The sequence below is a fragment of the Rhizorhabdus wittichii genome (genome assembly GCF_017607425.1).
Lineage (GTDB): Bacteria > Pseudomonadota > Alphaproteobacteria > Sphingomonadales > Sphingomonadaceae > Rhizorhabdus > Rhizorhabdus wittichii.
In genome coordinates, this window is record NZ_CP059319.1 from 2,379,266 (window position 1) to 2,405,571 (window position 26,306).

Genomic DNA, 26,306 nt, shown 5'->3' on the forward strand with positions numbered 1-26,306 from the left:
TCATCGCCCATCGGTTAAGCCCGCGCGGCGCTTGAGCGTTCCAAGGTGCGGATGCGTCAGCATCCCCGCACCTTGCTATTACTGAATCAGCGCGGGGTCGAGCCGGCCGAGCTTGTCGGGATTGCGGGTGATGAAGATGTCGGCGATGCGGTCGTCGGCGTCGTAGCCGAACGAGACGGTCGCCACCACCTGCCCCTGGTCGCGCAGGATCAGCCCGCGTCCGCCGTTGATGTCGATCTCCTCCCATTCATAGCCCGCCCACCACCGGCTCGCCTGGTGGATGAAGGCGAGCGCGAGGCGCTGGCCTTCGAGCACGTCGAGGAAGGCGCGGACCTTGCCGCCGCCGTCGGCGGTGACGCGGATGTCGGTGGCGAGCAGCGCGCCGAGCTGGTCGGGCCGGTCGCTCGTCACCGCCTGGCGGAAGGCGTCGAGCAGCCGCTGCTGCGTCTCGACCGGGGTCCGGTGGCGCACCTTGCCCTGGTCGATATTCGCCTTGGCGCGGGAGACCAGCTTGCGGCAGGCCGGCTCCTCCATCTCCAGCGTCGCCGCGATCTCGTCATAGGGCCGGTCGAAGATCTCGTGGAGCAGATAGGCGGCGCGCTCCTTCGGGGTCAGCCGCTCGAGCATCAGCAGGAAGGCGGCGCCGAGCGAGGAGGCGAGCTCCGCCGGCGCCTCCTCGGGGTCGACGCGCATATGGATCGGCTCGGGCAGCCAGGCGCCGACATAGTCGACGCGCGATCGGTGCGCGGCGCGCAGCAGGTCGAGGCAGCGGCGCGTGCAGATCGTCGTCAGCCAGCCGTCCGGATTGTCGATCGCGTCGCGGTCGGCGGCGCTCCACTTGAGGAAGCAGTCCTGGACCGCATCCTCGGCGTCGACCCGCGAGCCGAGGATGCGATAGGCCAGCCCGAGCAGCCGGGGCCGCGCGCGTTCGAACAGGGCGAAGTCCCGGCCGTCCATCGTCAGTGCCTCGAAATGCCGATGCGGTTCCACAGGTTGATCATCGCGATCAACCCCGACAGCGCGGCGATCTCCTCCTCGGAGAAATGCTCGCGCAGCCGGGCGCGCAGCGCGCCGAGATCGCTGTGATGGTCGAGCACGGTCAGCGCCTCCGTCCAGGCGAGCGCCGCCTTCTCGCGCTCGCTGAAGTCCCTTACCTGATCCCAGACGATCACGCGATCCAGCCGCTCGTTGCTCTCGCCGTCGGCGCGCGCCTCGCGCGTGTGCATCTGCACGCAGAAGCCGCAGCGGTTGATCTGCGACGCGCGCAGCATGACGAGGTGGCGGAGCAGCGGCTCCAGCCCATGGCCGCCCACCGCCGCCTGCGCGTCGGTGAAGGCCTTGATGATGTCGGGCGTCTCCTGCTCGTAGCGGGGGGCGGACGTGGCGTTCATGGCAATCTCCATCGTTGGTCTACGATGGCATGACGATCACCCCTGCCCGCCTGTGACGCGCCTCGCGATTTTTTTCCGCGCGCGCCTCCTCCCCAACGAAAACGGGCCGGAGTTCCCCCCGGCCCGCATCGATCTCACATGTTCGGATAGTTCGGCCCGCCGCCGCCCTCGGGCGTCACCCAGTTGATGTTCTGGGTCGGGTCCTTGATGTCGCAGGTCTTGCAGTGGACGCAGTTCTGCGCGTTGATCTGGAGGCGCGGATCGCCTTCGTCGCGGCCGACGATCTCGTACACCCCCGCCGGGCAATAGCGCTGCTCGGGCGCGTCGTACCAGGGCAGGTTGATGTCGATCGGGACGCTCGGGTCCTTGAGCTGCAGGTGGACCGGCTGGTCCTCCTCATGGTTGGTGTTCGACAGGAACACCGACGACAGCCGGTCGAAGCTGATCACCCCGTCGGGCTTGGGATAGTCGATCCTCGGCGCGACGTCCTGGCGCCACATCCCCTCATTGTCCTTGTGATGCTTGAGGGTGAAGGGCAGGCCCAGCCCCAGGTTGCGCATCCACATGTCGACGCCGGCGAGCAGCGTTCCCGCGACCGGGCCGAGCTTGGCGATGAACGGCTCGGCGTTGCGGACGACCTTCAGCTCCTTGGCGATCCAGCTATGCTCGAGCGCGTCGGGATAGGCGGCCAGCTCGTCGCCGGTCCGGTCGGCGGCGATCGCGTCGAACGCCGCCTCGGCCGCCAGCATGCCCGACTTCATCGCGGTGTGGCTGCCCTTGATGCGCGGCACGTTGACGAACCCCGCCGAGCAGCCGATCAGCGCGCCGCCGGGGAAGACCAGCTTCGGCACCGCCTGCCAGCCGCCCTCGTTGATCGCCCGCGCGCCATAGGAGACGCGGCGGCCGCCCTCGAGGATCTCGCGGATCTTCGGATGCTGCTTCCAGCGCTGGAATTCCTCGAACGGATAGAGGTGCGGATTCTTGTAGCCGAGGCCGACCACGAAGCCGAGCGCGACCTGGTTGTTCGCCTGGTGATAGAGGAAGCCGCCGCCGACCTCGTCGGTGAGCGGCCAGCCCTGGGTGTGGATGACGCGGCCGGGGACATGCTTGTCCGGGTCGATGTCCCACAGCTCCTTGATGCCGATCGCATAGGTCTGCGGCTGGCAGTCGGCCTCCAGGTCGAAATGGCCCTTGAGCATCTTCGACAGGTGCCCGCGCACGCCCTCGGCGAAGAAGGTGTAGCGCGCGTGCAGCTCCATGCCCGGCTGGTAGTCGGGCTTGTGCTCGCCCTCGCGGCCGATGCCCATGTCGCCGGTGGCGACGCCCTTCACCGACCCGTCCTCATTGTAGAGGATCTCGGCGGCGGCGAAGCCGGGGAATATCTCGACGCCGAGATTCTCGGCCTGCCCCGCCAGCCAGCGGCAGAGATTGCCGAGCGACAGCGTGTAGGTGCCCTTGTTGTGCATGAAGCCCGGCATCGCGATGTGCGGCATCGAGAACTGGCGCTTCGCGGTCAGGATCCAGTGGTGGTTCTCGGTCACCGGCACGGTCAGCGGGCTGTCCATGTCCTTCCAGTCGGGCAGCAGCTCGTCCAGCGCGATCGGGTCGACCACCGCGCCCGACAGGATGTGGGCGCCGACCTCCGATCCCTTTTCGAGGACGCAGACCGCGATCTCGCGTCCCGTCTCGACAGCGAGCTGTTTGAGTCGTATCGCCGCCGCCAGTCCCGCGGGCCCGGCGCCCACGATGACGACGTCGTAAGCCATCGATTCGCGCGTCGACATTTTCCTCGTCCTTGTCCTGCTATCCGGTCATCGCATCATTCAAACGTCATGCCCCAAAGCCGCTGCCCGCAGATTGACGCCTTCGTCAACCCATTCCTTTAGATGAGCGATATGGATTTGGGGGCAAGTCTCGGTTCGACCGCAGAAATCACGAGCCTAATGGGTTGGTGGGAGGATGCAGGGCTCGACGTGCTGGTGGACGAGGCTCCACGCGACTGGCTCGCGCGTGTCGTTCCGCCCGTCGCGCGGCCCGTTGCGGCCGTCGCGGCCCCCGCTCCGGTTCCCGCGCAACCGACCGTCGCGGCCCCGATTCCGGTCCAGCCCGCCGCCCGCGCCGCCGCTTTTCCCGACACGCTCGACGGCTTCCAGTCCTGGCTCGCCACCAGCGACGAGATCACCATGCCGATGTCCGCGCGGATCGCCGCCTCGGGCGATCCGGCGACCGGCCTGATGGTGCTGGTCGACCTTCCCGAGGCCGAGGACCCGGCAAACGGCCGGCTGCTGTCGGGCCCCGCCGGCGACCTGTTCGACAAGATGCTTGGCGCGATGGGCCGCGACCGCCAGTCGCTCTATCTCTCCGCCATGGCGCCCGGCCGCCCCTCCGGCGGCTTCGTCGATCCCACCCAGGGCGCGCTGTTCGGCCGGCTCGCCCGCCACCACGTCCTCCTCGCCCAGCCCCGCGCGCTGCTGCTGATGGGCGAGCAGCCCTCGCGCACCTTCCTGAACCTCGGCTTCGTCGAGGCGCGCGGCCGGGTCCACGACGTCCAGCTTCCGGGCGGAGCGGTCAGCGCCGTCGCGACCTTCCACCCCCGCACCCTCCTCCAGCACCCCCAGCAGAAGCGCCGTGCCTGGGAAGACCTGCAACTCCTGATGAAGCTCCTCGGATGATGCGTAGATATCTGCTTGCCGGCGCGATCGCCCTCGCCCCCTTCACCGCTGCCGCCGCCCAGAATGCGGTGGCCGTGCCCGCTGCCGCGGTCGGCCTCGCCGCCGCCGCCCAACCGCTGCCGATCGTGTCGGGCCTCACCGCCGACCAGCGCACCGCCTATCGCACGATCTTCGCCGCGATCCGGTCCGGCGACTGGAGCGCCGCGCAGGCCGGCATCGATGCGATCCCGACCGGCCCGCTCAGCAACGTCGCCGAAGCCGAGCTGATCCTCGCCAAAGGATCGCCGCGTATCTCGGACGATCAGCTCATCCAGCTCGTCGCCACCGCGCCCGATCTGCCGCAGGCCGCCCAGCTCGCCGGCCTCGCCTCCCGCCGCGGCCTCACCACGGCGGCGCTGCCGGTCACCCGCGATCTCGTCCGCTACGCCGGCCCCTCGAAGCGCCAGTCGGCCCGGTCGCTGCGCAGCGACCGGGCCGCCGCCGCGCTCGCGCAGGTCGCGACACCGCTGCTGCGCGACGACCGGCCGAGCGAGGCCGAGGCGCTGGTCGTCGATCGCCTCGGCCAGCTCTCGGCCGAGGCGCAGACCGAATGGCTGCAGCACGTCTCCTGGGCCTATTATCTGTCGGGCGACGACGCCTCCGCGCGCCGCGTCGCCGATCAGGCGCGGCCCGGCGCCGGCGACTGGGCGGTGCAGGCGAGCTGGGTCTCGGGCCTCGCCGCCTGGCGGCAGCATGACTGCCAGTCCGCCGGCACCGCCTTCGAGGAGGTCGCCGGCCGCGCCCGCGATCCGGAGATGACGGCCGCCGGCCTCTATTGGGCGAGCCGCGCCGACATGGCCTGCGGCCATCCCGAGCGGATCGAGCCGCGCCTGCGCTCCGCCGCGCGGATGAAGGAGAGCTTCTACGGCCTGATCGCGCAGGCCGCGCTGGGCATCGCCGACGAGAGCGGCGCGAGCATGAAGCTCACCGCCAACGACTGGGCGTCGATCGGCGCGATCGCCAATGTCCGCCGCGCGACCGCGCTGGCCGAGATCGGCGAGACCGGCCTCGCCGAGGAGATGCTCCGCCACCAGGCGAAGATCGGCCTCAGCCGCGACCATGAATCGCTGATCCACCTCGCCGCCCGGCTCGACCTTCCGGCCGCGCAGATCTGGCTGGCGCAGAACGGCCCGTCGGGGGCGCAGCTCTCGGCGGCGGCGCGCTATCCGATGCCCGCCTGGACCCCGGCCTCGGGCTGGCAGGTCGACAAGGCGCTGGTCTTCGCCCACGCGCTCCAGGAATCGCGCTTCAAGACCGATGCGGTCAGCTCGGCCGGCGCGCGCGGGGTGATGCAGCTCATGCCCGCCACCGCGCAGATGGTCGCGCGCCACCTCGGCCGCACCGTCGATCCGGCGTCGCTGTTCCAGCCCGCGACCAGCATCGACCTCGGCCAGGCCTATCTGCGCGAACTGGCCGACAATAGCGGCACCGGCGGGCTGCTGCCCAAGGTGATCGCCGCCTACAACGCCGGGCCCGGCTCGGTCGCCAACTGGAACGCGCGCGGCCGCAGCCTCGACGACCCGCTGCTGTTCATCGAATCGATCCCCTTCGCCGAGACCCGCGCCTATGTCGCGGTCGTGCTGCGCAACTACTGGATGTACCAGCGGCACAGCGGCGCCAAGGCCGCCAGCCTGACCGCGATCTCGCAGGGCCTGTGGCCGCGCTTCCCCGGCATGCCCGGCCGCGACGCCGTCCGCCTGACCGCGCTGGGCGCGACGGCGGCGGCGGACTGATTCCCCCACGTGATTGGCCCTCTGAACCGTCATGCCAGCGAAAGCTGGCATCCATGTCTGTTGCCTTCTCAGATGCCATCGGGTGTGATGAGAGACATGGACCCCAGCCTTCGCTGGGGTGACGGAAGAGATTTCCAATGCCGATCAAGGAAGACCTGCCCTTTCACCCCGTCCGCATCGCGGTGCTGACCGTCTCCGACAGCCGCGACCTCTCCACCGACAGATCGGGCGACACGCTCGTCGGGCGGATCGAGGGCGCCGGCCATATCCTCGCCGACCGCGCGATCGTCACCGACGACGTCGACCGGATCGTCGCGCGGCTGCACGGCTGGATCGACGACCCGCACGTCGACTGCGTGATCACCACCGGCGGCACCGGCGTCACCGGCCGCGACGTCACGCCCGAGGCGCTGGCCCGCGTCTGGGACAAGGAGATTCCCGGCTTCGGCGAACTGTTCCGCTGGCTGAGCTATGCCAAGATCGGCACCTCGACGATCCAGTCGCGTGCCACCGCCGGCGTCGCGCGCGGCACCTATATCTTCGCGCTGCCGGGATCGACCGGGGCGGTGAAGGACGGCTGGGACGACATCCTCGCCACCCAGCTCGACAGCCGCCACATGCCCTGCAACTTCGTCGAACTGATGCCCCGCCTGACCGAAAGGTGACGGGCAGCCAGGATGAACGACCAGGCCGCGTCAGCGGCCTGCAAGCGCGAACGCGCGTCGCGGTATCCCCGCGAAAGCCAAGGCCCGCGGATGCGGGCCGCCCGGCGCCTGAGGGCCAATCGGATTACGCTATCTTCAATCCCTCCAGGTTCATCATCTTGGTCAGCCGCTCATTCTCCTCGTCGGTCAGCACGCCGCGCAGCTTGGGAAAGACCGTCTCCTCCTCGCTGCGCATATGCTCCTCGAGCATCGACCGGAAATCGCCGATCTTGGAAAGGAACAACGGGTGCTCCGGCGCCATCTGGCCCAGCTCGAACAGATATTGCTTCACATAGCCATGGTCGCCGTTGAGCCGGTCGGCGTCCGCCACCTGGCCATGAATGCGCAGCGTCGCGTAGACCGCATTCTCCTCCTCCATCGCATGCTTGGCGAGCGCATGGCCGATCTGGGTGAGGAGCAGCGAGCGGCGCGTGGCATGACCCTCCTCGGTCGCCTGGATCTGGTCGAACAGCTCGAGCACGGCGCGATGCTCGGCCGCCAGCGCGTCGTCCCACTCGCCGGCCATCATCGTCGGCGCCTGGACGAAGATCTTGCGCACCGCGTTCGCGGCGAGCCCGGCGGTCAGGCCGGCGGCGGCGCCGATCGCGAAGCTCCGCGTGGTCTTTTCCTCCAACATGGCATCTCTCCTGCGTTTCCGGGAATCGCCGGTCAGAACGATCCAGCCGTCCCAGGGTTGCGGAAACGCAGGCGAAACAAGTGGTTGGAGCTGTTCCGATCGCTGGAGCGCATCCAACTTTCCCCGTCATGCCAGCGAAGGCTGGCATCCATGTCTGTCGTCTTCTCAGATGCCATCTGGCTGATGAGAGACATGGACCCCGGCCTCCGCCGGGGTGACGAAAGAGATTTGCTCCGGGGAGTATCGGCCCAGAGTAAAAGCCCCCCCTAGAACAAGCTGAACTGGTCGGTCGGCACCCGGAACAGGTCGGTGCGCAGCTCGAACCGCTCCGCGTTCATCCCGTGCCGGCGGCAGGCGAGCTTGAACCGCGCCCGGAGCGCGGCGGCATAGGCGCCCTGCGGCCGGAAGCGATCGAAGAAATTGGGTTCGTTGTCGCGGCCGCCGCGCATCGCCGCGATCATCGCCATCACCTTGGCGGCGCGGTCGGGATAGTGGATCTCCAGCCATTCGCGGAACAGCGGCGCCACCTCGTGCGGCAGCCGCACGACGATCGAGAAGGCGCTGCGCGCGCCCGCTTCCGCGCCGGCGGCGACGATCGCCTCGATCTCATGGTCGTTGATCGCGGGGACGATCGGCGAGACGCTGATCGAGGTCGGCACCCCCGCCCGGACCAGCGCCGCGATCGCCGCGATCCGCTGGCGCGGCACCGAGGCGCGCGGCTCCATCCGGCGGGCGAGCGCCGGGTCGAGCGTCGTCACCGACATCATCACCGCCGCCAGCCGCTTCGCCGCCATCGGCCCGAGCAGGTCGATGTCGCGGACGATCCGCGCCGACTTGGTGGTGATCACCAGCGGATGGTCATGCTCGGCCAGCACCTCGATCACGCCGCGCGTGATCCGGTAGCGTTGCTCGATCGGCTGGTAGGGATCGGTATTGGTCCCCATCGCCATCGGCGTGCATTGATAGCCGCGCTTCGCCAGCTCGCGGCGCAGCAACGCCGCCGCGTCGGGCTTGGCGAACAGCTTCGTCTCGAAGTCGAGCCCCGGCGACAGGTTCTGATAGGCATGGGTCGGCCGCGCGAAGCAGTAGATGCAGCCATGCTCGCACCCCCGATAGGCGTTGATCGAGCGGTCGAACGGCAGGTCGGGCGACCGGTTGCGCGTGATGATCGTCTTCGGCGTCTCGATCGTCACTTCGGTGCGGAGCGGCGGTCCCTCCCCGTCGATCGCGGCGCTCGCATCCAGCCAGTCGCCGTCCTCCTCGCGCGCCCGGTCGTCGAAGCGCGCGCTCAGCCGCGCGCTGGCCGCCCCCCGGCCCTTGACGGCCGGCGGCAATATCGGTGCCGAGTCGCTCATGATCAGAACATATCATGAACAAATAGCCGCGCAAGCCTGAGCATCGCGCGACAAAATCGACATTCTTTTACGCAAGACGCCAAAACCTATCTGCGCGATATGGAAATCGCGCAGACTGCTCTAGGATGGCGGCAAGAGAGGAAGACCATGGCCCGACTGGAACATTGCAACATCCGCAGCTTCGACCTGGCGGCGACGATCCGCTTCTACGAGGAGGTGATCGGCCTCCGCGCGGGCCCGGTGCCCGGCATGAACCGGGGCGCCTGGCTCTACGACGACAGCGACGTGGCGGTCGTCCACGTCATCGACCTCGACACCGACAATCGCGACGCGTCACTGGGGGAGATCCGCCACCGGCTCGGCGAACTGGCGGGGCCGCTCGATCCCGACGCGATGCGGGGCGGCGGCGCGGTCGACCATATCGCCTTCCACTGCGACGACTATGACGCGATGGTGGCGCGGCTCGAGGCCCACGGCGCGCCCTACCGGACCTTCGACCTGCCCGCCTACCAGCTTCGCCAGATCCTGGTGAACGACCCCAGCGACGTGACCCTGGAGCTCAACTTCCGCGGTTAATATCTTTCCGTCATCCCGGCGAAAGCCGGGATCTCCCTGCCTTACTTACCCTCGTCAGGCAGAAGACGAGGAGAAGTGAGATCCCGGCTTTCGCCGGGATGACGATAGAAAAAACCGCGCCTAGAGCGATTTCCAGGCAGATGGAAACATCTGCCGACTCGGAAACCGCGACAAAACAATAGCCTAGAGCGGCCGATCCGATGCAATCGGATCGTGAACCGCTCTAGTTCGAATTGCCGCCCTCGGCCCCCGCCGGCTTCGCCTCATTGCCGTCGCCGATCAGCCCGCCCGCCTTGCGCCGGTTGCCGACCCAGTCGACGATCGCGCGGCCGGTGGCGTTGAGCAGCGGGTGGGTCCGCGAATGGCGCATCCAGCCGGGCCGCTCGGCCGCCGCGCCATAGAGCGTGTCGTAGCCGAGGTTGATCAGCAGATAGCCGAGCGTGACGATGATCAGTCCCTTGAGCGCGCCGAAGCCGAAGCCCAGCACCCGGTCGAGCGGCCCCAGCACCGAACTGCGCATCCGCTGCCCCAGCGTCCCGGCGATCAGCTTGCCCCCGGCGTAGACGATCAGGAAGACCAGCGCGAAGGCGAGCACGCTCGCCCCGCTCGGATTGCCGACGACATGGATCAGCAGGCTGGTCGCGACGCCGTGGAACAGCTTGAGCGCGACGATCGCCGCGACCCAGGCGAACAGCGAGATCACCTCGGTCACGAAGCCGCGCATCACGCCGAAGATCGCGCCGCCGAAGATCGCCAGCAGCACGATGATGTCGAGACCGGTCAATCCACTCATAGATGCGGTTAGCTACCGGCGGCCGAGGATATGGTCAACGAGCGCGCCGAGGCTGGCGAAGCTTTCCTGCCGCATGCCGGCTGGCGGGCCGTCCTTCGCCTTGGGGCCCCACGCCTTGGCGAAGCCGAGCTTGGCCGCCTCCTTCAACCGCAGGTTGGCATGCGCGACCGACCGGACCTCGCCCGACAGCGCGACCTCGCCGAAGGCGATGCAGTCGGTCGGCACCGGCCGCTCGGCCAGCGCCGAGACCAGCGCCGCCGCGACCGCGAGGTCGGCCGCCGGATCGGACACCCGGTAGCCGCCCGAGATGTTGAGATAGACCTCGGCGGTCGAGAAGCTGAGCCCGCAGCGCGCCTCCAGCACCGCGAGGATCATCGCCAGCCGCCCCGAATCCCAGCCGACCACCGCGCGGCGCGGCGTCGCCCCGCTCTGCAACCGCACGATCAGCGCCTGGATCTCGACCAGCACCGGCCGGGTGCCCTCGATCGCCGGGAAGACGGTCGCGCCGCTCATCTCCTCGCCGCGATCGGTCAGGAACAGCGTGCTCGGATTGGCGACCTCGTCGAGCCCCGCCTCGGCCATCGCGAAGACGCCGATCTCGTCGGTGCCGCCGAAGCGGTTCTTGGCGGCGCGGAGGATGCGGTACTGGTGGCTGCGCTCGCCCTCGAAGCTCAGCACCGTGTCGACCATATGCTCCAGCACGCGCGGCCCGGCGATCGACCCGTCCTTGGTGACGTGGCCGACCAGCACCACCGCGGTGCCGCGCTCCTTGGCGAAGCGGATCAGTTCCTGGGCGGAGGCGCGCACCTGGCTGACCGTGCCCGGCGCGCCCTCGATCAGGTCGCTGTGCATCGTCTGGATCGAATCGATCACCAGCAGCGACGGCGGCGCCTTCTCCAGCGTGGTCAGGATGTCGCGCACCGAGGTCGCCGAGGCGAGCTGCACCGGCGCCTGGCCGAGGCCCAGCCGCCGCGCGCGCAGCCGCACCTGGTCGGCCGCCTCCTCGCCCGAGATATAGGCGACCGGCTGCCCCGCCATCGCCATCCGCGCCGAGGCCTGGAGCAGCAGCGTCGACTTGCCGATCCCCGGATCGCCGCCGATCAGCGTCGCCGATCCCGGCACCAGCCCGCCGCCGAGCGCGCGGTCGAACTCGGCGATGCCGGTCGTCCAGCGCTTCGGCAGCGGGATGTCGGCGTCGAGCCCGACCAGCGTGATCGCCCGCCCGCCGGTCCGCAGGTTGTGCTTCGCCGAGAAGACGGTGACGTTGCTCGCCTCCTCGACCATCGAATTCCATTCGCCGCAATCGGCGCATTGCCCCTGCCAGCGCGTCGCGACGCCGCCGCAGGCCTGACAGACATAGCGTTTCTGCGGCTTCGCCATTCCAACCCCATATGAACGAACCAAGAACATAGCGAGCCATGCGCCAAAGGGCAACCGGCAACGCTCGCCCCCTCCTATCCCCGTCATCCCGGCGAAAGCCGGGATCTCCCTGCCTTTTCGACGCCTTCCCCACCGTACGGCTGAAGAAGGAAGGGAGATTCCGGCTTTCGCCGGAATGACGGTCCGTGGTCGGCGTCGCTTTCCGCTGGCCACGCCCCGCCAACCTATGGAAGACAGGGGCCATGCGGGAGAAGGAACTGCGGCTCGCGCTGGTCTGCTATGGCGGGGTCAGCCTGGCCGTGTACATGCACGGGATCACCAAGGAGCTGTGGCGGCTCGCCCGCGCCAGCCGCGCCTTCCACGACGGGGCCGCCGCCTCGACCGGCAGCGAGGCGATCTATCGCCGCCTGCTCGAACAGATCGAGGCGGAGAAGGGCGTCCGCGTCCGCGCCCTGATCGACGTCATCGCCGGCGCCAGCGCGGGCGGGCTCAACGGCATCTTCCTCGGCCATGCCGTCTCGACCGGCCAGTCGCTCGAACCGCTCACCACCCTGTGGCTGGAAAAGGCCGATGTGGAGGTGCTGCTCGATCCCGACGCGCGGCCGCTGCGCTGGTTCACCAAGCTGTGGGCGCTGCCCTTCGCCTGGATGCTGGCGCGCAAGCGCGGCGGCACGGTCGAGCGCACCGTGTCGGCCGAGACGCGGGCCGAGGTCCGCCGCAAGCTGTCGGGCTTCGTCCGGGCGCGCTGGTTCCACCCGCCGTTCGGCGGCGTCACCTTCACCAACCTGATCCTCGACGCCTTCGACGCGATGGCGAAGGGCCCCGTCGGGCCGCCGCTGCTGCCCGATCGCCAGCCGCTCGACGTCTCGGTCACCGTCACCGACTTCCACGGCTACGACCAGCGGCTGCGGCTGCACAGCCCGGCGCTGGCGGAGGAGCGCGAGCATCGGTTGACGATCGGCTTCACCGATCGCGGCATCGGCGAGCGGCGGCTCGCCGACCCGATCGAGCTGGCCTTCGCGGGCCGCGCCACCGCCAGCTTCCCCGGTGCCTTCCCGCCCTTCAATGTCGCCGAGATGGACAAGGTGCTGAAGGTTCGCAGGCGCGACTGGCACGGCCGCGAGGCCTTCCTCCACCGCATCTTCCCCAGCGCGGCGGCGAGCGGCAGTCCCGAGGACCTGGTGCTGATCGACGGATCGGTGCTCGCCAACGCGCCCTTCGGCCCGGCGATCGACGCGCTGCGCAACCGCCCGGCGCGGCGCGAGGTCGACCGGCGCTTCCTCTATCTCGACCCGACCGCCAACGCGCAGGCCCCGCCCGAGCGGCACAGCGACGGCGTCGTCCGCCTGCCCGGCTTCTTCGCGACCATCTTCGGCGCGATGTCGACCATCCCGCGCGAGCAGCCGATCCGCGACAATCTCGAGCTGATCGAGCAGCGCTCGGCCCGCATCGCCCAGACCAAGCGGATCATCGACGCGATCCGGCCGGAGGTCGAGGCGGCGGTCGAGGCCGCGATGGGCCGGCAGATCCTGCTCTACCGCCCCAGCCCGGAGCGGCTCGGAAGCTGGCGGTCGCGCGCGCATGAGCAGGCCGCGCGCCAGGCGGGGTTCACCTATGCCGGCTACGGGCAGCTCAAGCTGTCGATCATCGCCAACGAGCTCGCCTCGACGATCGCGCTGATCGGCGGCGGCGACGACGACAGCTTCCGCCACGCGGTGCGGGCGGGGATCGGCGCCCATATGCGCGACAAGGGCTTCGAGGAGCCCGACGCGCTCAGCGGCGGCGCCACCGCCGAGCCGCTGCTCGAATTCTTCCGCCAGCACGACCTCGGCTTCCGCATCCGCCGGCTGCGCTTCCTGGCCGACCGGCTGACCGAGATCGAGACCGGCAACGGCGGCAGCGACGAGGCGGCGCTCCAGGCCGCGCGCGACGCGATCTACGGATCGCTGGCGCCGTTCCTCAACCTCCAGATGCGCGATCATTATGAACGGCCGGTCGCCGCCGCCGCGCAGCATTTCGCCGACGATCCCGCAACCGCGCTCGCCAGCATCGCCGCGACCCGCGCGCTCGAGGCGCTCGACGTCGAGACCGACCGGGCGATCGCCGCGGTGCTGCCGCGCCTGTCCAGGGCCGATCGCCGCAGCCTGCTGCTCGGCTATCTCGGCTTCAGCTTCTTCGACCTCGCCACCCTGTCGCTGATGCGGCTGCAGGGCGCGCAGGAATTCCACGCCATCCAGGTCGACCGCATCTCCCCCGACGATTGCGCGTCGATCCGGGCCGGCGGCGCGGCGGCGACGCTCAGGGGGATCGAGTTCAACCTGTTCGGCGCCTTCTTCAGCCGCGCCTATCGCGAGAACGACTATCTGTGGGGCCGCCTCCATGGCGCCGAGCGGATGATCGACGTGCTGATCTCGACCATCCCGGCGGGCGAGACCCTCGCCGAGGAGGACGTCGTCGCCGTCAAGCGCCGCCTGTTCCACGCGATCCTCGACGAGGAGCGCGACCGGCTGAAGACGATCCCCGACCAGATCGCGACGATCGAGAGCGAGATCGGACCGAGCACGTAACGATCCCCCGCATCTTGACCGCGCCGGACTGGTAGGGGACAAGCGGGGCCATGCATTTCCTCAAGACCTTGTTCTGGGTGGTCCTGGCGGTGATCGCGGTGATCTTCTCGCTGCGGAACTGGGCGCCGGTGCCGATCAACCTGTGGGCCGGGATGACCGCCGACGTGAAGCTGCCGGTCCTCCTCCTCCTCGGCGTCCTGATCGGCTTCCTGCCGACCTATGCCGTCCACCGCACCAAATTGTGGCGGCTGCATCGCAGGATCGACAATCTCGAGCGCAATGCGCTAGTGGCGGCCCCGCCCGCGCCCGCGGCATCCGAACCGACCGCGACCCCGCCGCTCCCTGGAACCGAAGCATGACCCGCAGCCCCATCTATGTGGCGATCGACACGCCCGACATCGCCCGCGCCAGGGAGATCGCCGCGCGCGTCCGCAACCATGTCGGCGGGATCAAGCTGGGGCTCGAATTCTTCTCGGCGCATGGCCAGGCCGGGGTGCGGGAGATGGCGGCGCTCGACCTGCCCGTCTTCCTCGACCTCAAGCTCCACGACATCCCCAACACCGTCGCCAAGGCGGTGCAGGCGCTCGCGAGCCTGAAGCCCGCGATCCTGACCGTCCACGCGGCCGGCGGGCTGGCGATGATGGAGGACGCCAAGGCGGCGGCCCCGGCCGGCACCAAGGTCGTCGCGGTGACCGTGCTCACCAGCCTCGACGGCAACGACCTCGATTCGATCGGCGTCGCCCCCGACACCCATGCCCAGGTCGAGCGGCTCACCCTGCTCGCCAGGCAGGCCGGGCTCGACGGCGTGGTCTGCTCGGGCAACGAGGTGAAGGCCGCCCGCAAATTGTGGCCGCAGGGCTTCTTCGTCGTCCCCGGCATCCGTCCGGCCGACGGCAACGGCCATGCCGACCAGAAGCGCGTCATGACGCCGCGCCAGGCGCTCGACCAGGGCGCGTCGATCCTCGTCATCGGCCGGCCGATCACCCAGGCCGAGGACCCCGACCACGCCGCCCGCGCGATCGAGGCGACGCTCTGACCGGCACGCCAGTCGACGAGACGGGGGTCGACGAGACGGGGGTCGACGAGACGGGCCTGCTCCGCCGCGTCGGCGGCGGCTTCATCCTCCAGCGCGACCGGGGCGGCCTCTACCGCCTCGACCTGCACCGCACCCCGGTCGACCTGGTCGAGAAACGGGTGAGGGTCCGGGGCGTCCTGATCGGCCCCGACCATGTCGACGCCGACGGCGTCCAGCCCGCCTGAGGGCACCCCTCTCCCGTCACCCCCCGCCCTCGCTTCCGTCATCAAGTCAGTTGAGGCTGGAGATTGGCAGCGTCGCGGATGCGAGCATTGGCGATGCAGATGATTTTGCGCATGAGGGCGGCGAGAGCGAGGCGTTTGGGTTTTCCAGCGCGGACGAGTGCGTTGTAGAAGTCTGCGAGAGGATTTTTGCCGCGAGCGGCGGCGAGGGCGGCGATGAAGAGGGCGGGCCTGATCTGCCTTCGTCCGCCTGAGCTGTGTCGGCGGGCCTGGAGTTTTCCGCTGTCTCTGGGATGAGGGGCGCAACCAGCGAGGCTTGCGGCCTGCCGGCGGTTGAGAGAGCCGAGTTCGGGCATGGTTGCGATCAGGAGAGGAGCGAGGACGGCGGCGACGCCTGGGATGGATCGCAAGGCGCGAGCGCGGGAGCTGAGGTCGCGGTGTTGGTTGATGAGCTCCTCGATCTGAACCTCGATGGTGCGGATACGGTGTTCGAGATCGGCGATATGGTCGCGGATGTCGTCGGCGACGAGATGCCCACGAGGGGCCTTGAGGCGATTGGTTTCCTGGCGCTTCATGGCGACGAGATCGAGGCGTCGTGAGACGAGGAGGCTGATCTGGGCCTGGCAAGGCTCGGGAGGTTGCCAGCGCATCAGGCCGGGACTGCGGTCGATGGCGTAGCGGCTGAGCCAGCGGGCATCGATGGGGTCGGTCTTGGCGCGTTTGCCGAAGGAGCGGATATAGGCCTTGATCTTGGCGGCATCACCGCGGTGAACGGGGATGGCGAGGCCGCAGAGGACGGCGAGGAGCTTGTCCTCATGGCCTCCGGTCGCTTCGCATACGGCCAGATCGCGGTTGCGCAGCGGATCGAGCGCGGCCGTGAGGGCCTGGGTCTCGTTGGCTATGGTGAGGGTCTGGCCGGTTACGCTGTCGAACAGGGTCACGCTGTCCTGGGATACGTCGAGGCCAAGAGCTGTCTGGATTTCGTCGGCATATCGTATCATCTTGGGGTCCCATGCTTCGAATTGTCTGCGGGCGTGCCGAAAGGCGGCCCATTCAAGTCAGCAAGCGATGCGAAGCTGGGGCGACAAGAGCCCTGGATGACGTCGGTCGTTTCGACCTATTCCCGCACGGGCGCCTTGCCGCCACGAGCTGCGGGGTGGCCACCCCGCAGCTCGTCTCGCCAGCCACCCACTCTTAAATCATTTTCCCGAGAGACAATTCCCGCGAAAGCGGGAATCCATGGACGGCGGCCCGCAGGAGACGGAATGTGCCGCGACCGTGGATTCCCGCTTTCGCGGGAATGACAGATAAGAAACTCACAAACCCAAAAATATACCTTTAAAATCAATATCTTGAGTTTAGCTAAACTCTTTTATCTACTATAATGATAGATTTTCTTTCTTCTCTCTCAAAAGAGTAGAGATAATGTCTCCCTCACACCCCGGGGCGGGGAGAGCGGGCGCCCACCCCGCTCTCCCCATCGGCGTCCCGGGCAAACCGATATCTCGAGAAGGGGGACATCATGAAGAAACTGCTCCTGGCGAGCGCCGCACTGGCCGGCCTCACCACTCCGCTCCATGCGCAGGACGCGCCGCCTGCGGCCGACGACGCCGCGCAGTTCGAATCGCCGCGCGCGAACAGCGAGATCATCGTCACCGCGCGCCGCCGGCAGGAGACCGCGCAGGAAGTGCCGCTGGCGATCTCGGTGGTCGGCGCCAACCAGATCGAGAGCACCGGCAACTTCAACATCCTGAAGCTGCAGCAGCTCGCGCCGACGCTGCAGGTCTATTCGTCCAACCCGCGCAACACCTCGGTCAACATCCGCGGCCTCGGCGTTCCGTTCGGCCTGACCAGCGACGGCTTCGAGCAGGGCGTCGGCATCTATGTCGACGACGTCTACAACTCGCGCGTCGCCGCCGCCGTGTTCGATTTCCTCGACGTGAACCAGGTCGAGGTGCTGCGCGGTCCGCAGGGCACGCTCTACGGCAAGAACACCACCGCCGGCGCCATCAACATCACGACCAACCAGCCGACCTTCGATTTCGAGGGCCGCGCCGAGGTGACGGCCGGCAACCTGGAGTTCAAGCAGGCCAAGGCCGCCGTGTCGGGTCCGCTGTCCGACAAGGTCGCGGTGCGCGTCGCCGGTGGCGTGACCTCGCGCCGCGGCACGCTCTACAACGTCACCACCGGGCAATATATCAACGAGCAGGACAATCTCGGCGTGCGCGGCACCCTGTTGTTCAAGCCCAGCGACGACCTCAAGATCACCCTGTCGGGCGACTACAGCAAGCAGGACCCCCTGGGCTACGGCACCACCTTCGTCCGCGTCGGCCGGACCCAGCGCGCCCTCTCCCGCCAATATGACGCGCTCGTCGCCGCCGCCAACGCCGCCGGCCGCAATTATCAGGTGCCGAGCCGCAATCCCTATGACCGCCTGACCGATCTCGACTCCAGCCTCAACGCCGGCAACAAGATCGGCGGCGTGTCGCTGAAGGCGGTCTGGGATGCCGGCATCGGCACCTTCACCTCGATCACCGCCTGGCGCTTCTGGGACTGGAAGCCGGAGAACGACCGCGACTTCACCGGCCTGTCGGTCGTCGCCAAGTCGCAGAACCCGTCGCAGCAGGATCAGTACAGCCAGGAATTCCGCTATAATTACGAGGGCGAGAAGATCGACTTCGTCGTCGGCCTGTTCGGCTTCAAGCAGCGCATCGACACCCAGGGCACCGAATCCCAGGGCATCGACGCCAGCCGCTGGAGCCTCACCGGCGCCCAGGCGAACGATCCGAGCATCCTCGACGGCCTGACCGCCACCAACACGCAGTATCTCAAGAGCACCAGCGCGGCGGCCTTCGGCCAGCTCGCCTGGAAGGTGACCGACGCCCTGACCATCCAGCCGGGCGTCCGCCTGAACTACGACAAGAAGAGCGGCTTCTATGAGCGCGTCGTCACCAACGGCGCGGGCCAGGTGATCAGCTGCACCCCGGCTCCGGCGGCGGGCACCGCCCTGGCGGCCCAGTGCGGCGTGTATCAGCCGCAGTCGACCAGCCCGTCGGTGAGCAAGTGGAACTTCAGCTATGATCTGAACGTGAACTACAAGTTCGCGCCCGGCATCCTCGGCTACGCCACCTATGCGAAGAGCTTCAAGACCGTCGGCATCAACCAGAACGGCCTGCCGCTCACCGCGGCCAACGTGCCCGATCTCTCGGCGAGCACGGTGAAGCCGGAATCGGTCCATCACTTCGAAGTCGGCCTCAAGACCCAGTTCTGGGATCGCAGGGCCACCTTCAACATCAGCGCCTTCCGCACCGACATCAAGAATTTCCAGGCGACCGTGAACGGCGGTCAGTTCGGCACGGTGCGCGGCTATCTCGCCAACGCCGGCAAGGTCCGGTCGCAGGGCGTCGAGACCGACTTCCGCATCAATCCCAGTGAGCGCTTCCTCGCTTATGTGAGCGGCGCCTACACCGACGCGAAGTACAAGAAGTTCGACAACGCGCCCTGCCCGCCCGAACTGTCGGGCGGCACGCTCCAGCCGGCGGGCGCCACGCCGGACTATTCGCAGCCGGGCGTCCCTGGTGCGCTCAGCCCGCGCCAGTGCGACATCTCCGGCCAGCGCCTCCCCGGCGTCTCGCGCTGGTCCGCCTCCTTCGGCGCCGAGGCCAACATCCCGGTCGAGCTGCTGGCGAACGAGGGCCAGGCCTATATCGGCACCGACGGCAACTACCGCTCGCACTGGAACTCGAACGCCTCGCCGTCGGTCTATACCGAGGTGAAGGGCTATATCGTGACCAACTTCCGCGCCGGCTTCCGCACCGAGCGGTTCGACGTCTTCGGCTGGGTCCGCAACGCCTTCGACAAGAAATATATCGATCTGCTGCAGGTCGCCCCCGGCAATGTCGGCCTGATCGCCGGCACCCTCGGCGACCAGCGCACCTGGGGTGCGACCGTCAAGGCGAAGTTCTGATAGCCGGCAGCCGACAAAAGCTGCCTTGCTTTCCCGTCCCGGTCGGTGCCTGAAAGGCGCCGGCCGGGATTTTCCGGATGGAAGACCAGTCGCATGTTCTCCTTCTTGCTTCCCGAACTGACCTTCGCCCATATCGAGGCGCTGGCGCCGTTCATCGCCGTCGGCTTCGTGGCGCAGGTCGTCGACGGCGCGCTCGGCATGGCGTTCGGCGTCATCACCAATACGCTGCTGGTCAGCGTCATCGGCATCGCCCCGGCGCGCGCCTCCGCCAGCGTCCATCTGGTCGAGACCTTCACCACCGCCGCCTCGGCGGTCAGCCACATCGCCCAGCGCAACGTCGACTGGCGGCTGTTCGCGCGGCTCGTCCTGCCCGGCATGCTCGGCGGCATCCTCGGCGCCTATCTGCTCGCCAATATCGACGGCTCGGTCGCGCGGCCGTTCGTGATGGCCTATCTGGTCGGGATCGGCGTCTACCTGCTGTGGCGCGCCTGGCGGATGGACCATGGCGCCGAGCACAAGCCGGCGAAGGTCATCGCCCCGCTCGGCCTGGTCGGCGGCTTCCTCGACGCGGCGGGCGGCGGCGGCTGGGGGCCGGTCGTGACCTCGAACCTGCTGGTCCAGGGCACCGAGCCGCGCCGCACGATCGGCACGGTCAACACCGCCGAGTTCTTCCTGACCTCGACCATCTCGCTGACCTTCGTCGCGACGCTCGGGCTGCAGGCCTTCACCATCGCGGCGGTCGGCCTGATCATCGGCGGCCTGCTCGCCGCGCCGATCGGCGCGCTGCTGGTCAAGCGCATCCCGGCGAAGCGGCTGCTGACGATGGTCGGCATCGTCCTCGTCGCGACCAGCGTCTTCAGCCTGTGGAAGGCACTGGCCTAAACCGTCCGGGAGGCGCCGCTCCGGCTCGCCCAGGCGAAGGCGAGGATCATGCACAGGCCGCTGCCGAAACCGACGCTGGCGAGCCCGACGCCCAGCCCCGCCGGAGCGCCGCCGATCCGCATCTGGCCGATGAAGGCGACCAGCACCGGCCCCACGCCGGCGCCGACCACGGTCCCGACGCTGACGTAGAGCGCCGCGATCCGCCCGCGCACGTCGGGACTGGCGGCGAGCTGGAAGGCGGTCGGCGCCAGGCAGTTGACCGCGAAGGCGAGCGCGAGCGACAGCGCGACCGCGCCGAACTGCATCATCGGATCGGGGATCAGCGTCGCGCCCGCCATCGGGATCAGCGCGCCCGCCGACAGCAGCGCCATCGCCAGGCTGACGCCGCGCTCGCCGAGCCGGCGGCTCATCGCCGTGCCGAGCGCCCCGCCCAGGGCGATGCCGATCAGCGCGCCGCCGGCCAGCGCCCCGCCGAACCAGACGCCGCTCTGCGTCAGCGGCCAGCCGAAGCTGCGCAGCGCATGGGTCGGCCACCACACGGCGAGCCCGTTGATCTGGACCGACACGGCGCTCACGCCGATCAGCAGCGCCGCATAGAGCGCCGGCTTGGTGCGCAGTTCCCCGACCAGGCTGGTCGCGGGCCTGGCGCGCTCGGGCGCGGGCCGCGACCGGCGCGGATCGGTGACGAACAGGAACACCGCCAGCGCCGCCAGCGCGCCCGGAGCCGCCGCGAGCAGCAGCACGAAGCGCCACGGCTCATTGTCGAGCCAGCCGAGCGCCTGGGCCTGGTTGAGATGCTCGGCGACGCCCAGCATCAGCCCGCCGAGGACGAGCGATATGCCGGGCCCGATCGCCCCGCCGAGGAAATAGATGCTGGTCGGCCGGCTGAGCTTCGCCGGCGGAAAGGTCTCGGCGATGATCGAATAGGCCGAGGGCGACAGCGCCGCCTCCCCCGTCCCGACCAGGATGCGCGCCAGCAGCAGCGACGCATAGCTCCAGGCGAGGCCGGTGAACGCGGTCGCCATCGTCCAGATGACGATCCCGCAGACGACGATGACCCGCCGGTCATAGCGGTCGACGAGCGCCCCGAGCAGCAGCCCCGCCGTCGAATAGAACAGCGTGAAGGCCAGTCCCACCAGCATGCTGATCTGGACGTCGTCCAGGTGCAGGCTGGTGGCGATCGGCTGGATCGTCAGGTTGACGACATAACGGTCGAGCGACGACACCAGATAGCAGAAGGTGAAGATGCCGACGAACAGCCAAGCCCGTGGATGCTGCGTTCGCTCGGTCATCGGCATCCCATCCCGTTAAGGAAAGGGCGGCCGGCCGGCGGCCGCCACCCTCCCCATCGCCTCATCGCTTAATGACGGAAACTCACCGAGAAGCCATAGGTCCGCGGCGCGTTGATCGTCCGCAGCCCGCTGGTCGGCGTCACCGTCTCGCCATAGCGGGTGTTGCCGACATTGGTCACGAAGCCGGAGAACTCCCACGGCCCGGTCTCGACGTTGAGCCTGAGGTCGGTCAGGTTGATCGGCCCCGACCGCACCAGGTTGGCCGCGTCGAAGAACAGCCGGCCGCGCTCATAGGTGTCGACGCGCGGGGTGATGGTCAGGTCCTCGCCCACCGGGATGGCGTAGCTGATCGATCCGCGGATCGAATAGGCCGGCACCGTCGGGAAGATGTTGCCGTCGTTGAAGCCGGTGCCGTTGAAATCCTGGATCTCGGAATGGCTGACGCCGACGCCCAGGTCGATGCGCAGCGGCTTGATCGGGTTGGACGAAAGCTGCACCTCGCCGCCGGTGATCTTCACCGACTTGATGTTGATCGTGTTCTGCGACGGCGGGATCGACGACGCGAAGTAGAATTGCGCGTCCTTGACGTCGATGCGGTAGAAGGACGCCGTCAGGTTCGAATGGAGCGGCAGGCGCGCCTTGAAGCCGAGCTCGTAGTTGTTCGACTTCTCCGCCGCGATGATCGGCCCGGCGAACAGCGACGCCGCCGTATTGAAGCCGCCGCTCCTGAAGCCCTGCGCATAGGTCGCATAGGTCATCAGGCCGTCGGTCCACTTGTAGGCCAGCGACACCTTGGGCTGCAATTTGTTGAACTTGGCCCGCATCTTCACATTGGTGCCGATGTTGAAGAATTTGCGGTTGTTGTCGTCGTAGCGCAGCGCGGTGGTCAGCTCGAGCTTGCTGGTGACGTCATAGTTGAGCTGCCCGAACAGCGCCCACGCCTCGCTGCGCTGGGTGTCGCGGGTGTCGACCGCGAAGCCCGTCCGGCCCGAGCCGGGCAGGAAGGCGACCTGCACCGCCTCCTCGATCCGGCGCTTCTGGTAGAAGGCGCCGAACACGTAGCGCAGCCGCTGGTCGCTCTTCGAGGTGTAGCGGAGGTCGCCGTTGAACAGCCGGTAGTCATTCAGATTATATTGCGAGAAGCGGTCCGCCGCGGTCCAGTCGGCGTCGCCGCGCGTCACCTGGTCGAGCGTGTTGTAGGCGGTGGTCAGCGCCAGCGCGCCGTCGCCGATGTCCTGCTCGATCCTGAGCGAGCTGGAGAAGCGCCTGACCCGGTCGACGCCGACGATGTCGCTGGTGATGCCGAGGCCGGGGTCGTCGGGCTGGACCACGCCGTTCACGACCGGCGCATAATCCTGGTAGATCGCGCCGTTACGGTCGCGGCCATAGCTCAGCGCCGCCGTGGCGCGCGTCGCCTCATGATCATATTTGATCTCGCCGCGCACCAGATAGCGATGCGCATAGTCGCGGGGCACGCCGTTCGCGTCCTTGATCACGCCGTCGGCCTCGCGGAACGATCCGAGCAGCTTGAAATAGAGCCGGTCGTTGACCAGCGGGCCGGAGATGCGGGCGACGCCGGTGAAGTTGTCGCCGCTGCCATATCCCGCCTTCGCGTAGATCTGGAACTCGTCGGTCGGCTGGCGGGTGGTGATGATCACCGCGCCGGCGACCGCGCCCTGGCCGTAGAGCGCGCCCTGCGGCCCCTGCAGCACCTGGATGTTCTCGACGTCGAGCAGGTCCTGGAGGAAATAGTCGTTGCCCGAGAGCTGCACGCCGTCGACGACCAGCGCGATCGGCATCTCGCCGCCCTGCGGCGTGATCAGGCCCCGGACGGTGATCGCCGAGGCGCCGCCCCGGTGGCCGTCGCGGAAATAGAGGTTGGGCACGAAGCGGCCGAGATCGGCGGTCGAGTTGATCCCGGCCTTCTCGATCATGTCCGCCGACAGCAGGGTGATCGAATCCGGCACCTTCTGGAGCGGCTCGGCGCGCTGGCGCGCGGTGACGATGATGTCGCCCTGGGCGTCCGCCTCGGTCGCCGCGGCGGCGCTCTTCTGCGCGAAGGCGGGCGAGGCGGTCAGCAGGACGGAAGCAACGGAACAAAGCGCAAGTGCGTATCGAGAGACCATATCACCCCCTCATTTTTCCCTGGATGCCCGGTCCTGCCGGGCTTGCAGCGCGATTTTCGCAGGCAAACCCTAGACCCCTGATGTCGCCGGACAACCGGCGGCGGAGGGTGGTCGCCGCGCGAAACAGGTAGTGGCGTCGTCAGGCCACCGGGTCGGAAGCCGTCGCCTTGGCGCCGACGCGCGACGCGGCGGCGGCGCTCTGTGCGAGCGGCACGAAATCGAGGTCGATGCCGAACATGCGCGGCCCGACGACCTCGAGCGCCTCGGGCCGGCAGAGCATCGGATCGGCCGCATAGCCGAGCACCTTCACGCGCTGGCCATAGGCGAGCATGCTGCCGGTCAGCGGCTCCCCCGTCTCGCGGTCGAGCACGGTGATCAGGTCGGGGACCATCGCCACCGGCTCGCCGTTCACCCGGGCGATCAGGAACTCGTTGCGGATCTCGATGACGCACTCGTCGCGATTGTCGCCCAGGCCGCTCAGCGTCGCCTGTCCCCAATGCCAGCCGTCGCGCGTCTCGTGGATCACGTCGGTGATCTTGCCGTCGAACAATATCCGCGCGTGGCGGCCGTCCCAGTCGTTCAGATAGGCGAGCAACGCGTCGAAGATGTTCGACGAGCTCTCGCGCGCGGTGCGGATGCACCGGCCGATCCCGTAGGCGAGGCTCAGCGACCGTTGCACCGCCACCTCGCGCGCCTGCTTGCCGGTCATCGGATAGATCGCGCTGGTGACGTGCGCGCCCAGCGCGCTGGCGACGGCCCGGCAGATGTCCTCCACCTTGCGGTCGCTGATCGCGTCGACCGTCACGACATTGCCCAGCGCGTCGGTCAGGATGCAGGGGCTGGCCGGGCAGCCATAGATGCTGAACGTCGTCATCTCGATCTGCGGCATCGCCCGCCCGATGCCGTCGGCGTCGAGCACGGGGACGCCGCTGATCGCCGACAGGGCCAGCGGCATGATCGAGTTCGAGCCGCCGATCTCGGCGCTGATCAGCGCGTCGACCCGCCGGCCGAAATGCGCCTCGGCATAGGCGAGCAGCCGCATCAGCATCTTCTCGCTGATCAGGTTCTCGCTGCCGACGGTCGGCGCGCCGACGCCGGCGATCGACAGCACGAAGGCGTCGTCCTCCAGCTCGTCGGCCCCGATGACCTTCGGGAAATTGCCCCGCTTGATCTGCTCGCCCACGAACAGCTCGCCGATATAGGGGTCGCCGCCGCCGCCCGTTCCCAGCAGCACGGCGCCGCGCGCCATGTCCCGGACTTCCTGCAGCTCTCGAATGATGAACATTATGCTTTCCTTGATGAACGTCAGGCGTGGCCGACCAGCGGGCCGACGGCGCGCACCCGCACCTGCACCATGCCGGATCGCATGTGCGACATGGGCAGCTCGCGGATGTCGATCACTTCCACCTCGTCGCGGGCCGCGCCCGCGGCGACGGCGGCGTTGGTCGCCTCCTCCCTGGCCTGCGCCAGCGCGGCGTCGCGGCCGTGGGTGCGGAAGTCGTAGAGCTTGTTGACCTGCCCGCTGACCAGCGCGATCGCGGCGCCGACCGCGTTGGCGACCGCCGCATGCGCGGGGCGCAGCGTCTCCGACGTGCCCTTGAGCGGCCTCGACAGCAGGATGCTGCCGCCGCCGACCAGGATCAGCGGCAGCGGCTCGGGGCTGACCTTCACCTGGTCGATCCCGTCCTCGATCTGGAGGTGCATGTCGTCGAGCGCCGCCTCGACCAGCGCGGCGTCGAGCCCCGCCACCGCCTGGGGATCGCCCAGCCGGACATGGCCCGCGCGCACCGCGATGTCGGTCGCGGTCAGCGTGTCGCCGCCGAACACCATCCCCTCCTGCTGCAGGCGGAAGCCGACCGACCGGGGGCCGACCCGGCCGTCCGGACGAACCAGGCTTCCCCCGCCGACGCCGATCGACAGCAGGTCCGGCATGCGGAAATTGGTGCGTACCCCGCCCAGATAGTTGGGCAGCGTCGTCTCGCGCGCGAAGCCCTCGCGCAGGAAGCCGATGTCCGCCGTGGTGCCGCCGATGTCGACCACCACCGCTTCCTTGATCCCGGTCAGGAAGGCCGCGCCGCGAATGCTGTTGGTCGGCCCGGCCGAACAGGTCATGATCGGCAGCCGCGCGGCGACGTCGGTGCTGATCAACGTGCCGTCATTCTGGCTCAGGAAGATCGGCGCGTCGATCCGCAGGTCGTGGATCGCCTGCTGGAGCGAGGCGACCACCCGCTTGGCCAGCGGCCCCAGCGAAGCGTTGATGATCGCGCCATTCTCGCGGTCGAGCAGGCCGGGGCCGCCGATCTCCGACGACAGCGTGATCATCGCCCCGGGCACGCAGGCCGCGACGATCGCGGCGGCGCGCGCCTCGATATCGGGGCGGATCGGCGAGAAATTGGCGGATATGGCGAAGCAGTCGATGCCTTTTGCGCGGGCGTCGAGCGCCGCGGCGCGCAGCGCGTCCTCGTCGAGCGGGCGATATTCGGTGCCGTTGAAATAGGAACCGCCGCCGATCATGTATCGATGCCCGCCGACGCTCTCCACCGCGTCGTCCGGCCAGCCGGAGAAGGGCGGGATGCCGTCCCCCATCGGCAGCGCGACGCGGATCGCGGCGACCGGCGCGAGGTCGCGGCGCTGGACGAAGGCGTTCACGAACTGGGTCGTGCCGATCATCACCGCCTTGATGCTCGCGCGGTCGACCCCCGACTGGTCGAGGATGCTGGCGACCGACGCGATCACGCCGTCGCGGACGTCGGCGGTGGTGAACTGCTTAGCGGTGGCGACGACCTCCTGGCCGGCCATCAGCACGGCGTCGGTGTTGGTCCCCCCCACGTCGATGCCCAAACGAAGCTTTTCACCCATCACTCAGTCCCATCTTGTCATCACCGGCCGCCTCGGGCGGAACCGGACCGGGGTTTGATACACGCGGCCACGGCCT

At 68.6% G+C, this 26,306-nt stretch carries 22 protein-coding genes; 10 read left to right on the forward strand and 12 right to left on the reverse strand.

What is annotated here, in order from left to right:
• Positions 1-78: 78 nt before the first annotated feature.
• The 3 genes from HRJ34_RS11195 to HRJ34_RS11205 form a co-directional block, all read right to left on the reverse strand.
• Positions 79-957 (reverse strand): sigma-70 family RNA polymerase sigma factor, encoded by an 879-nt coding sequence (locus tag HRJ34_RS11195; protein ID WP_012050284.1) that lies wholly within the window; start codon positions 955-957, stop codon positions 79-81.
• A gap of 2 nt (positions 958-959) precedes the next feature.
• Positions 960-1,391, reverse strand: coding sequence for a carboxymuconolactone decarboxylase family protein (locus tag HRJ34_RS11200; protein ID WP_029549041.1), 432 nt, complete (start codon positions 1,389-1,391; stop codon positions 960-962).
• A 134-nt stretch (positions 1,392-1,525) separates the two neighbouring features.
• Positions 1,526-3,175 carry an electron transfer flavoprotein-ubiquinone oxidoreductase gene (locus tag HRJ34_RS11205; protein ID WP_012050282.1) on the reverse strand — a complete coding sequence of 550 codons (1,650 nt, stop codon included), beginning with the start codon at positions 3,173-3,175 and terminating at the stop codon, positions 1,526-1,528.
• Between the two features lie 159 nt (positions 3,176-3,334).
• Here HRJ34_RS11205 and HRJ34_RS11210 point away from each other — a divergent pair, with 159 nt between their 5' ends.
• The 3 genes from HRJ34_RS11210 to moaB all read left to right on the forward strand — a co-directional run bounded on the left by HRJ34_RS11210 (position 3,335) and on the right by moaB (position 6,500).
• A complete protein-coding gene (locus tag HRJ34_RS11210) occupies positions 3,335-4,063 on the forward strand; it encodes a uracil-DNA glycosylase (protein WP_226949156.1) in 729 nt (242 codons plus the stop codon).
• Positions 4,063-5,835: a lytic transglycosylase domain-containing protein gene (locus HRJ34_RS11215; protein WP_226949157.1), complete on the forward strand. Its 1,773-nt coding sequence runs from the start codon at positions 4,063-4,065 to the stop codon at positions 5,833-5,835. Before HRJ34_RS11210 ends, HRJ34_RS11215 begins: the two co-directional genes overlap by 1 nt.
• A 137-nt stretch (positions 5,836-5,972) precedes the next feature.
• Positions 5,973-6,500 carry a molybdenum cofactor biosynthesis protein B gene (gene moaB, locus HRJ34_RS11220; protein ID WP_012050279.1) on the forward strand — a complete coding sequence of 176 codons (528 nt, stop codon included), beginning with the start codon at positions 5,973-5,975 and terminating at the stop codon, positions 6,498-6,500.
• A 124-nt stretch (positions 6,501-6,624) separates the two neighbouring features.
• Here moaB and HRJ34_RS11225 read toward each other — a convergent pair whose 3' ends face one another.
• Together HRJ34_RS11225 and HRJ34_RS11230 are read right to left on the reverse strand one after the other, a co-directional pair.
• Positions 6,625-7,176, reverse strand: coding sequence for a hemerythrin domain-containing protein (locus tag HRJ34_RS11225; RefSeq protein ID WP_016747254.1), 552 nt, complete (start codon positions 7,174-7,176; stop codon positions 6,625-6,627).
• 266 nt (positions 7,177-7,442) lie between these two features.
• Positions 7,443-8,531, reverse strand: a complete 1,089-nt coding sequence (locus HRJ34_RS11230; RefSeq protein WP_208634138.1) for a PA0069 family radical SAM protein — start codon at positions 8,529-8,531, stop codon at positions 7,443-7,445.
• A 147-nt stretch (positions 8,532-8,678) separates the two neighbouring features.
• On the opposite strand from HRJ34_RS11230, the gene HRJ34_RS11235 reads away from it, so the two are divergent.
• Positions 8,679-9,107: a VOC family protein gene (locus HRJ34_RS11235; RefSeq protein ID WP_208634139.1), complete on the forward strand. Its 429-nt coding sequence runs from the start codon at positions 8,679-8,681 to the stop codon at positions 9,105-9,107.
• A 223-nt stretch (positions 9,108-9,330) separates the two neighbouring features.
• Here HRJ34_RS11235 and HRJ34_RS11240 read toward each other — a convergent pair whose 3' ends face one another.
• Both HRJ34_RS11240 and radA read right to left on the reverse strand, forming a co-directional pair.
• Positions 9,331-9,900 carry a CvpA family protein gene (locus HRJ34_RS11240; RefSeq protein WP_208634140.1) on the reverse strand — a complete coding sequence of 190 codons (570 nt, stop codon included), beginning with the start codon at positions 9,898-9,900 and terminating at the stop codon, positions 9,331-9,333.
• Between the two features lie 12 nt (positions 9,901-9,912).
• Complete coding sequence (gene radA / locus HRJ34_RS11245) at positions 9,913-11,280, reverse strand: DNA repair protein RadA (protein ID WP_208634141.1); 1,368 nt, start codon at positions 11,278-11,280, stop codon at positions 9,913-9,915.
• Positions 11,281-11,522: 242 nt separating this feature from the next.
• Here radA and HRJ34_RS11250 point away from each other — a divergent pair, with 242 nt between their 5' ends.
• From HRJ34_RS11250 to HRJ34_RS29185, 4 genes are read left to right on the forward strand one after another with little or no spacing between them, the layout of a single operon-like run.
• Complete coding sequence (locus HRJ34_RS11250; RefSeq protein WP_029992317.1) at positions 11,523-13,847, forward strand: patatin-like protein; 2,325 nt, start codon at positions 11,523-11,525, stop codon at positions 13,845-13,847.
• 50 nt (positions 13,848-13,897) lie between these two features.
• On the forward strand, positions 13,898-14,206 hold the full coding sequence (locus HRJ34_RS11255; RefSeq protein ID WP_016747258.1) for a hypothetical protein: 309 nt from the start codon (positions 13,898-13,900) through the stop codon (positions 14,204-14,206).
• Positions 14,203-14,883, forward strand: a complete 681-nt coding sequence (gene pyrF, locus HRJ34_RS11260; protein WP_012050271.1) for an orotidine-5'-phosphate decarboxylase — start codon at positions 14,203-14,205, stop codon at positions 14,881-14,883. Before HRJ34_RS11255 ends, pyrF begins: the two co-directional genes overlap by 4 nt.
• Positions 14,880-15,107, forward strand: coding sequence for a DUF5818 domain-containing protein (locus tag HRJ34_RS29185; protein ID WP_226949199.1), 228 nt, complete (start codon positions 14,880-14,882; stop codon positions 15,105-15,107). The genes pyrF and HRJ34_RS29185 overlap by 4 nt, the downstream gene beginning before the upstream one ends.
• A gap of 41 nt (positions 15,108-15,148) precedes the next feature.
• Here HRJ34_RS29185 and HRJ34_RS11265 read toward each other — a convergent pair whose 3' ends face one another.
• Entirely contained in the window at positions 15,149-16,105 is a 957-nt protein-coding gene (locus HRJ34_RS11265; protein ID WP_030093295.1) for an IS110 family transposase, read from the reverse strand.
• A gap of 521 nt (positions 16,106-16,626) precedes the next feature.
• Between HRJ34_RS11265 and HRJ34_RS11270 the strand changes: the two genes are divergently transcribed.
• Complete coding sequence (locus HRJ34_RS11270; RefSeq protein ID WP_016747260.1) at positions 16,627-19,071, forward strand: TonB-dependent receptor; 2,445 nt, start codon at positions 16,627-16,629, stop codon at positions 19,069-19,071.
• A gap of 93 nt (positions 19,072-19,164) precedes the next feature.
• Entirely contained in the window at positions 19,165-19,953 is a 789-nt protein-coding gene (locus tag HRJ34_RS11275) for a sulfite exporter TauE/SafE family protein (protein WP_012050269.1), read from the forward strand.
• On the opposite strand, the gene HRJ34_RS11280 is transcribed toward HRJ34_RS11275, so the two are convergent.
• From HRJ34_RS11280 to HRJ34_RS11295, 4 genes are all read right to left on the reverse strand, one after another.
• The gene (locus HRJ34_RS11280; protein WP_208634142.1) at positions 19,950-21,245 is read right to left on the reverse strand and encodes an MFS transporter; all 1,296 of its coding nucleotides are present in this window, start codon (positions 21,243-21,245) and stop codon (positions 19,950-19,952) included. The two genes, HRJ34_RS11275 and HRJ34_RS11280, sit on opposite strands and share 4 nt — an antisense overlap.
• Positions 21,246-21,313: 68 nt before the next feature.
• On the reverse strand, positions 21,314-23,371 hold the full coding sequence (locus HRJ34_RS11285) for a TonB-dependent receptor (protein WP_012050267.1): 2,058 nt from the start codon (positions 23,369-23,371) through the stop codon (positions 21,314-21,316).
• Positions 23,372-23,510: 139 nt separating this feature from the next.
• Complete coding sequence (locus HRJ34_RS11290; protein ID WP_012050266.1) at positions 23,511-24,656, reverse strand: DUF917 domain-containing protein; 1,146 nt, start codon at positions 24,654-24,656, stop codon at positions 23,511-23,513.
• A 20-nt stretch (positions 24,657-24,676) separates the two neighbouring features.
• Complete coding sequence (locus HRJ34_RS11295) at positions 24,677-26,230, reverse strand: hydantoinase/oxoprolinase N-terminal domain-containing protein (protein ID WP_012050265.1); 1,554 nt, start codon at positions 26,228-26,230, stop codon at positions 24,677-24,679.
• Positions 26,231-26,306: the final 76 nt, after the last annotated feature.

Excerpts from the sequence above, each read along its gene's own strand:
- HRJ34_RS11195 (WP_012050284.1), bottom strand. The coding sequence starts at position 957 with ATGGACGGCCGGGACTTCGCCCTGTTCGAACGCGCGCGGCCCCGGCTG.
- HRJ34_RS11200 (WP_029549041.1), bottom strand. The coding sequence starts at position 1,391 with ATGAACGCCACGTCCGCCCCCCGCTACGAGCAGGAGACGCCCGACATC.
- HRJ34_RS11205 (WP_012050282.1), bottom strand. The coding sequence starts at position 3,175 with ATGTCGACGCGCGAATCGATGGCTTACGACGTCGTCATCGTGGGCGCC.
- HRJ34_RS11210 (WP_226949156.1), top strand. The coding sequence starts at position 3,335 with ATGGGTTGGTGGGAGGATGCAGGGCTCGACGTGCTGGTGGACGAGGCT.
- HRJ34_RS11215 (WP_226949157.1), top strand. The coding sequence starts at position 4,063 with ATGCGTAGATATCTGCTTGCCGGCGCGATCGCCCTCGCCCCCTTCACC.
- moaB (WP_012050279.1), top strand. The coding sequence starts at position 5,973 with ATGCCGATCAAGGAAGACCTGCCCTTTCACCCCGTCCGCATCGCGGTG.
- HRJ34_RS11225 (WP_016747254.1), bottom strand. The coding sequence starts at position 7,176 with ATGTTGGAGGAAAAGACCACGCGGAGCTTCGCGATCGGCGCCGCCGCC.
- HRJ34_RS11230 (WP_208634138.1), bottom strand. The coding sequence starts at position 8,531 with ATGAGCGACTCGGCACCGATATTGCCGCCGGCCGTCAAGGGCCGGGGG.
- HRJ34_RS11235 (WP_208634139.1), top strand. The coding sequence starts at position 8,679 with ATGGCCCGACTGGAACATTGCAACATCCGCAGCTTCGACCTGGCGGCG.
- HRJ34_RS11240 (WP_208634140.1), bottom strand. The coding sequence starts at position 9,900 with ATGAGTGGATTGACCGGTCTCGACATCATCGTGCTGCTGGCGATCTTC.
- radA (WP_208634141.1), bottom strand. The coding sequence starts at position 11,280 with ATGGCGAAGCCGCAGAAACGCTATGTCTGTCAGGCCTGCGGCGGCGTC.
- HRJ34_RS11250 (WP_029992317.1), top strand. The coding sequence starts at position 11,523 with ATGCGGGAGAAGGAACTGCGGCTCGCGCTGGTCTGCTATGGCGGGGTC.
- HRJ34_RS11255 (WP_016747258.1), top strand. The coding sequence starts at position 13,898 with ATGCATTTCCTCAAGACCTTGTTCTGGGTGGTCCTGGCGGTGATCGCG.
- pyrF (WP_012050271.1), top strand. The coding sequence starts at position 14,203 with ATGACCCGCAGCCCCATCTATGTGGCGATCGACACGCCCGACATCGCC.
- HRJ34_RS11265 (WP_030093295.1), bottom strand. The coding sequence starts at position 16,105 with ATGATACGATATGCCGACGAAATCCAGACAGCTCTTGGCCTCGACGTA.
- HRJ34_RS11270 (WP_016747260.1), top strand. The coding sequence starts at position 16,627 with ATGAAGAAACTGCTCCTGGCGAGCGCCGCACTGGCCGGCCTCACCACT.
- HRJ34_RS11275 (WP_012050269.1), top strand. The coding sequence starts at position 19,165 with ATGTTCTCCTTCTTGCTTCCCGAACTGACCTTCGCCCATATCGAGGCG.
- HRJ34_RS11280 (WP_208634142.1), bottom strand. The coding sequence starts at position 21,245 with ATGACCGAGCGAACGCAGCATCCACGGGCTTGGCTGTTCGTCGGCATC.
- HRJ34_RS11285 (WP_012050267.1), bottom strand. The coding sequence starts at position 23,371 with ATGGTCTCTCGATACGCACTTGCGCTTTGTTCCGTTGCTTCCGTCCTG.
- HRJ34_RS11290 (WP_012050266.1), bottom strand. The coding sequence starts at position 24,656 with ATGTTCATCATTCGAGAGCTGCAGGAAGTCCGGGACATGGCGCGCGGC.
- HRJ34_RS11295 (WP_012050265.1), bottom strand. The coding sequence starts at position 26,230 with ATGGGTGAAAAGCTTCGTTTGGGCATCGACGTGGGGGGGACCAACACC.